The organism is Acidithiobacillus concretivorus (assembly GCF_018853445.1).
GTDB classification, from domain to species: domain Bacteria; phylum Pseudomonadota; class Gammaproteobacteria; order Acidithiobacillales; family Acidithiobacillaceae; genus Acidithiobacillus; species Acidithiobacillus concretivorus.
Genome location: NZ_JABELD010000143.1, coordinates 20,750 through 27,853 on the forward strand (window position 1 = coordinate 20,750; position 7,104 = coordinate 27,853).

At 50.2% G+C, this 7,104-nt stretch carries 8 protein-coding genes; 4 read left to right on the forward strand and 4 right to left on the reverse strand.

Annotated features, from left to right (window positions below):
• Nucleotides 1-97: 97 nt before the first annotated feature.
• The 3 genes from dinB to HJG40_RS13975 form a co-directional block, all read right to left on the reverse strand.
• A complete protein-coding gene (dinB, locus tag HJG40_RS13965) occupies nt 98-1,243 on the reverse strand; it encodes a DNA polymerase IV (protein ID WP_215864759.1) in 1,146 nt (381 codons plus the stop codon).
• 388 nt (nt 1,244-1,631) lie between these two features.
• Nucleotides 1,632-1,991, reverse strand: a complete 360-nt coding sequence (locus HJG40_RS13970; protein ID WP_215864760.1) for a tetratricopeptide repeat protein — start codon at nt 1,989-1,991, stop codon at nt 1,632-1,634.
• Nucleotides 1,992-2,220: 229 nt separating this feature from the next.
• Nucleotides 2,221-2,787, reverse strand: a complete 567-nt coding sequence (locus tag HJG40_RS13975) for a hypothetical protein (RefSeq protein WP_215864761.1) — start codon at nt 2,785-2,787, stop codon at nt 2,221-2,223.
• Between the two features lie 239 nt (nt 2,788-3,026).
• Between HJG40_RS13975 and HJG40_RS13980 the strand changes: the two genes are divergently transcribed.
• Nucleotides 3,027-3,806 carry a 2OG-Fe(II) oxygenase gene (locus HJG40_RS13980; RefSeq protein WP_215864762.1) on the forward strand — a complete coding sequence of 260 codons (780 nt, stop codon included), beginning with the start codon at nt 3,027-3,029 and terminating at the stop codon, nt 3,804-3,806.
• A gap of 124 nt (nt 3,807-3,930) precedes the next feature.
• Nucleotides 3,931-4,971 carry a L,D-transpeptidase family protein gene (locus HJG40_RS13985; protein ID WP_215864767.1) on the forward strand — a complete coding sequence of 347 codons (1,041 nt, stop codon included), beginning with the start codon at nt 3,931-3,933 and terminating at the stop codon, nt 4,969-4,971.
• Between the two features lie 395 nt (nt 4,972-5,366).
• Here HJG40_RS13985 and HJG40_RS13990 read toward each other — a convergent pair whose 3' ends face one another.
• Nucleotides 5,367-6,038 (reverse strand): hypothetical protein, encoded by a 672-nt coding sequence (locus HJG40_RS13990; protein ID WP_215864763.1) that lies wholly within the window; start codon nt 6,036-6,038, stop codon nt 5,367-5,369.
• Nucleotides 6,039-6,471: 433 nt separating this feature from the next.
• Here HJG40_RS13990 and HJG40_RS13995 point away from each other — a divergent pair, with 433 nt between their 5' ends.
• Both HJG40_RS13995 and HJG40_RS14000 read left to right on the forward strand, forming a co-directional pair.
• The gene (locus tag HJG40_RS13995) at nt 6,472-6,864 is read left to right on the forward strand and encodes a hypothetical protein (protein WP_215864764.1); all 393 of its coding nucleotides are present in this window, start codon (nt 6,472-6,474) and stop codon (nt 6,862-6,864) included.
• A gap of 51 nt (nt 6,865-6,915) precedes the next feature.
• A partial coding sequence (locus tag HJG40_RS14000; RefSeq protein WP_215864765.1) for a hypothetical protein occupies nt 6,916-7,104 on the forward strand: 189 nt, incomplete at its 3' end.

Consider the following 7,104-nt stretch of genomic DNA (forward strand, 5'->3'; position numbering starts at 1 on the left):
TCCTACAGTAATTCTGAACGATCTACTGCCGTTTCATTGGGTCCTTGCCATTAAAAAACAATACGCCAAACTACCTCACAACGCCTGTTATCTTCTACTATCGTCTAACGCCGTGTGATTTCACCAAAATATCTTCCAGCAAATCCATCTGGCCAGTATTTGTGGCAGACTCCTCTGGACGGAGCATGCCACTCACGGATACTCCCAGCAATCGGATAGATGGCTGGGATTCAACGGGAAGCGCCTTGCCCAACAAATCAGGCAGACAGGCGATAAGGTCTTCTTTGCGCCAAACGGCCTGCACATGGGTATAGGCTCTTGTGATTGTTTCAAAATCAGAAAAGCGCACCTTGATACTGATAGTGCGCCCCGCCAGTCCTATGGTTATCAGGCGGGCAGAAATCTGGCTTGCCATTTCCTGCAGATGGGTCAGCATGATCTGAGGGTCGTTTATATTTTGCGGGAAGGTCCGCTCCGCGCCCACGGACTTTCGCTGGCGACTGGGTTGAACGGGACGTTTGTCTATGCCTCGGGCAATCTCGTAAAACCAAAGACCGGTCTTCCCAAATTGTGCGATCAATGTTTCCCTTTCGGCATTTCGGAGATCCAGAACGGTATGGATACCCAGTGTGGACAATTTTCTCACCGTGGCCGGTCCTACACCGTGGAGCTTGCCAACGGGGAGGGGAGACAGAAAGTCCAGACCCTTTTCAGGTGGAATCACAAAAAGCCCATTGGGCTTGCGCCAATCGGAAGCGAGTTTGGCCAGCAATTTGTTGTAAGATACCCCTGCCGAGGCGGTCAGACCGGTTTCCTGTTGGATGCACCACCGAATCTCCCGGGCAATCTGCACTGCCAGTATCCCATCGGCAGTGGCCACTGTCACATCCAGAAAAGCTTCATCCAGTGACAGGGGTTCCACAAGCGGGGTATATTTTTGCAGAATCTCCATGACCTGACGGGAGGCTTTCCGATAAGCCTCCATGCGGGGGCGGAGAAAAATCGCTTGCGGACAAAGCGACCGGGCACGGGCAGCTGTCATGGCGGAATGAATGCCGAACCGACGGGCTTCATAGCTGCAGGTGGCCACGACACCTCGACCAGCCGGGTCGCCGCCAACGATGGCGGGTTGCCCTTGGAGTTCGGAATGGTCCCTTTGCTCCACCGCCGCAAAGAAGGCATCCATGTCCACATGGATGATCTTGCGAAGTTTGGCGATCGGTTCTGTCAGCAGGTTCGGCAATGAACAGTCTCCTCAGTTACTGAAATTCTATCAGGAACCAATCATGAGGGGAGGATGTCTTGTTACCTCCAAGTCACCTCATTGATATGCTGCTGTAAGTAATGGAATGGATGCCCCACATAAGAGGCAGACGCAGCCTGTTTGCCCAACTACCTGAGGTGGCAGTATTTGCAGGATCATTTTCGTTCCAGAAAGCTTACAGTGCTTTGTTTGTCTTTTGCATTGTTGAGGTTGTGTTTGTTGGTGTGCCAACGAATGGGGGGCTCTTGTTGGGCTCAAAAAGCCGTTCTATATGGGTGTGGCCTTGATGACCAATCCAGAATTCCCAGAAGGCCGCGAATAAAACTACCGCAAGGATCTTTAAGATACACTTGAGCACAAAACTGACTCACTTCTTGCGATCTTTTGCAGATTGTTGCCACCAATAAACGGCTTTATGCGTATTGGTTGGTACACCCTCGCCGAAGTTGTAAGCGAAGGCCAGATGAAAAGCCCCATTGGCGTTTCCGGATTCTGCCGACTTACGAAACCAGATATCTGCTTTTTGCTGGTTTTTTGGAACCCCTCTCCCATAAAAATAGTGCACACCTAAGGCGTTTTCTGCTGCAGAATCTCCAGCATGCGCCCATTTTTCAAGTTTACTCAAAGACATTCCTGCCACTGATTTTGGCATCTCCGTTACGTGCACCCGAAATTTGGGTACGTGATGAACCACTAACTCACCAGCCGTTGCTGCAACGGGAATCACGGTGAGGCCAAAAACAACGTAGCAAATGCACTTGTGATATAAGAGCGTGGACATATCACCTTCCTGGTATAGGAAAATGCCCCGTGACGTGGGGCTGAATCCGTCAAAACAGCAACGAATTCACGGCAGATGCCTGATTCCAAGAGGTCCTTGGAGTATTCGCCAACATCATCTGCTGCTCGTGTTCAGACACCGCGAGCTGGTCTTTGGGGTATATCTCGTAAGGCTATCAAATAGGCAATTTAGGATGATCTGTTTTCTCAAGATGTTTCCAGCGTACTGACAGGATCTCGTGACCAGCCAGGGGTTTTACGGGAGCTGCCGATACATGGGATGTTTGAATGGGTGCCCTCATCTCCGTTTCCGGCAAAAACAATCGGGTCATCATGACCGGTTCTGGAAAATTGAAGGCTGGGCCGACGAAAGGACCAAAAGATACCCGCATGAGCTGATTCATCTGAGCGATCTGTCGGTCCATTGCCACCTGCATGGAGCGCATCTGCCATAAACTCCGATTGATCATGGTTTGCGCCTGTACTGGAGAGAGATGGCTGGCAGTCACCTGCCAATGTCCGGGATGACCTTGTGCCCCCCAAGTGACCGTTTGTATTCTGATGACGCCACCGGGAATATGAATGGTTTTGTTTTCTGCTGAAACGGGAACCGAATGGCCATCCACTGAAACATAAGCTGTTGCCGCATGGGCGATGGGTAAGGCCATAGCCGCACCGAGAAGGGGCAAGCTCGCCAAGACAAGCCACTGGCGTTTTGTTTTCGAGAGAGGGTTTCTTTTCATGGCTATCCTCCTTGCTGTAAAAAACCCTGGGATCCAAACAATCGGATGGAAGTGTTCATCCATTCGAAAAGACCGGAGTTCCTATCAAAAAGTTCCCTGCCAGTCGGAGTCAAACTTGACGAGGTGATGATTGTTAACAGTTTTGTTTGAAGCTTTTTACCGCATAATCCCCTGGAACTTGGTAGCGACCTAATGGTCTTAGACGGTTCAGCAATAGCAGATTATTTCGGATGGCATTTATGGGTGTAATCAACAAATCGGTCATGGACAGGCTGAGCGCCCAATCCCAAGAATTCCGGCATACGCAGCCTTACCCATGGATCCGTATTGCTGATTTTCTTTATCCAGAAAAGTTTGACCAACTCTGCAAGGATCTTCCTGATCCTGTTCTTTTTGAATCTCAAATGGGTTACAAAAGGGCGCATGGGCAAGCAAGCCATGATCGTCTCGCCCTGCAATATCGACCAGCGCTGGAGAAAGTCCTGACGCCCAGCTGGAGGGATTTTATTCACGAATTGCACAGTGAGGCTTACAAGGATTTCTGGCGCGAGATGCTCGGTTTAACACCCAGGACACCGGTTATTCTGACCATGCATTGGCATTATGCGCCATCCGGCGCCTCCATTTCACCCCATACGGATGCCCGGCGGAAAATAGGTTCGCATATTTTTTATTTCAATACGCCAGAAGACTGGGAAGAAGCCTGGGGCGGACAGACGCTGGTTCTGGATGATGGTGGCAAATGGCCACGTCATTCGGCGCCGGTCTATACGGATTTGCGCGAGGCCGGGGCCTCACAGGTACTGGGGAACCGGAGTTTTCTCTTTGCGCAAACTGATCATTCCTGGCATGCCGTCAAAGCTGTGCAGTGTCCGCCCGGTCATTTCCGCAAGGTTTTTATTGTCGTTGCCAACCGCCTTACCCCGCAGGTCATTTGGCGGCGCGTCCGGGGTAAAGATGCCGACGGCTATCGTCTGACTGGTGGCGTTCAAGACAAACCTGGTATTGATACAGTTTAATAACGCATATATTCCGCAAGGAGAAGTTCGTGCGCCTCTTTTGTGCTGCCCTGATTACAGATTCTCAGATGAGGCGCCTTGTATAGTGGACCCCAGATTTGAGACAGTAGTTTAAGCTTGTTGTCTGGTTCTTGGCACAGCACGGGCAAGTGTTTTTGCGTTGCCCAATAAAGGTAATATAGTCGGATCATTGCATGCGGTAACAACGCATCGGGACGATACTCTTCTGGATATCGGTCGGTTTTATGATCTGGGTTACAATCAGGTCACACATGCCAATCCAGGAGTTAATCCGTGGCTACCCGGGCAGGCTCGTAAAGTGGTCATCCCCGCCCAGTATGTTTTACCACCCAAACCTTGGGTAGGTATTGTTGTAGATATCCCTGGGCGGCGGATTTATTACTTTCCAGCCCATGATCATGTCGTATTTACTTACCCTGTTGGGGTGTTTCTACCCGGCTGGAAAGAAAGCTTGACGACTACTGAAATCATTGGCAAGTATCGGATGCCTGCATGGAATGTTCCGAAGAACATCCATGCCTGGTTCAAGAAGAAATTTCACATGAATATACCATGGTACTGGCCGCCTGGCCCCGAAAATCCTATGGGCGAATTGGCGATGGAAACGGGACTCTCTGGTATTTTCATTCATGGAACATACCATCCATGGGGCGTAGGCATGCGATCCAGTCAGGGCTGTTTTCAGATGTATCCTGAAAATATCGCGCAATTGTTCCCCATGGTTCCGGTCGGGACTCCGGTTCGTATTATCGACCGGCCCAATTTGGTCGGCATTGATAATGGCCAGCTTTATCTTCAGTCCTATAAGCCCTTGGACGCTTATCATAAAGAGGGGTTTTCAGACCTCCAGCGTGCCGTTATGCGCATAAAACTATTCATGGCGAAACATGGAGTTCATGAAAAAATTAACTGGGGCAGGGTGCGTCGCATCGTTGAAGAGCACAATACAGTCGCTTTACCCATAGGCGTTCATTCACCTAGTTATCAAACACTATCTGCAGCACTTCCAGCCAAGCCATATGCTTACGCCCCTTATGGTCCTGCAGCCAATAGTGCGGCCGTTCCTCCGCCCTTGGCGTTAGCGAAACCCAAAAACCAGGAACACCTACATGTACAGGTTATCCTTAAGGGTCAGAAGGAGTGACTCTTTGAGAGCATCCTACTTCAGTTCGTGTAATCTTCAATATCCTTCTCCCCGCCATCTGTATTTCGGAAAAATTTTACGACGGGGAGGGTTTGTTTGATAATGTTTATATTGCTGTTGGTACATCCGTTTTATGTGCAATAGTGCCCTTGGAATTATCCCCAATAGTTCCTCTTATTGCAGAGCTGGATGCCGAACAACGAGATACTGCTCAAGTGTCGGTGTTGTTCCGTGAAAAGCTGCTGTAAAGCGGCCACACTGGACCGTCGATAGAGAGATAGACAATAATCCAAGCCTGTAGGCATTTTTAACCTCATGATGTGGCTAATATGACACTGAATTCGCCGTTTCCAGGTGCTGATTTACACTTCAGACCATCCTGCCTGCATAGTGCCTTAAAACTGCATACCCAAGCCTACATCGCCGCGAAGAATGTTCGGGGCGCCTCGCTGTGTAAAATCATCATCATGTAATCCGACGTACAGGGAGACATTGGTCATTAGGGGATAATAGGCGTTCACCCCCATTTGTAGAAGGTCTGAAGTGCGATTGAAAGTGGTTGGTGCGAATCCAGAGAGATGCTGGGTTTCCGAAATACCGCCAAGGTATCCGATATATCCGGTGAAATTGACGCCTGGCAGAGATGCTGCCGCATAAAGACCACCACCCAGACCGTTGGTGCTCAGCGAAGAGTGAGAGTCATAATAGGCATTGGACTGTGCAAAGCGGTTATACTCATACCCGACATAAGGTCCGACAGCCAAGATATTGCTGGCGTTGAAAAGATAGCCGAGCTTGAGTCCAATTGTGTTGATATTGCCGCCGGTATAACCCTGGTAGGTAGCCCCGAACTCATGGCGGTATTTCGCCGTGCCGAACAACCCCCCATTGTAAAGGCTGGCACGTAGACCGAGTCCACCGTTGGTGTTCCCATACCGATTGGTGGCCCCTTGTACATTGCCGGAAACACCGACCTGATTCATGACGCCATATACGGACGCTTCCGCGCCCAGGGGTAATGCCAGTGTGATGGTCAATGCGGTAAGCCATATTTTTTTCTGAATCATCGGAACACTCCTGTTGGTTGAGTCAAAAAACAGCCGGAAAGTGATGGCATGACTTTCGAAGTCACACCGTTACGATCGAGCCACTTGGGTGACGACAGAAATCAGACAATCTCCCTGTCGAGTCCAGAGACTAAGACAGCAGAATTTATGCCAAAGGTTCCCGTGGTATAGATTTTTCATGTAATTAGTGACCTATGCCGTCTGCTCACGAAATGGTGCGAGTACATGGCCCTTTCTTCAGCAGATCTGTTGTACTTTAGCGACAATATGGCGCTATCGCGTCCCTGTTGTATGTCCTCACTATAAAAACGGATCCCTTCTCTTCTGGAATCGGGCACTGCTCAGTATGTCGCCCCTGTCGTAAGATCCTTTCGCTGTGCTGGAACGCTTATTGCTTTTAGGTATCCATTCGGCCTTTGCCAGGAGAAGTGCGATGCTTTTATCAACCAACACCAGAATCCCGGGGAGCCGATTCCCTACTGTCTTGCGCGTGGTCGCTCCACTGGTGCTTGCGATGATGTGCTGCGCGCCTTTGCCGGTTCACGCTGACTCGCTTACTGGAAGCCTCTGGATACCAGGCGTGGCACTCAACATCGGTCAACCTGTTTATGGACCATCTGTTGCCTACCCGACTTATCCAGGATATGCACCCGCACCTTATACCTACAGCAGAAAGTCCTATCGGCGTGCAGAAAAATATCAGCGACGACTGGTCAAACGGGAACGTAAAGCCGATCATCGTTATTGGAAATCAATACACAAGTCCGAAAAACGTGACCGCAAAGCGGAAAGGAGATATGCACATTTTTTATACCGCAACCCCTGAGCTATTTGTTCGGGGAAAGATAAAAAACCGATCTTCCTACAGGAGAACCGTATGTTCCATGAAATGGAGTCTCTGAAGTGCTGTAACATCTGGCAACCAGCTTTACGTGTAGCGACTTTGTTCGGCACCCTGATGGCCTTGGCGGGATGTTATGCGTACCCCCCTGGACCGCCTCCAGGCCCTGGCGGATATTATTCGCATCCTGCACCGCCCCCACCCCCACCGCCGCCCGGAGGGCCA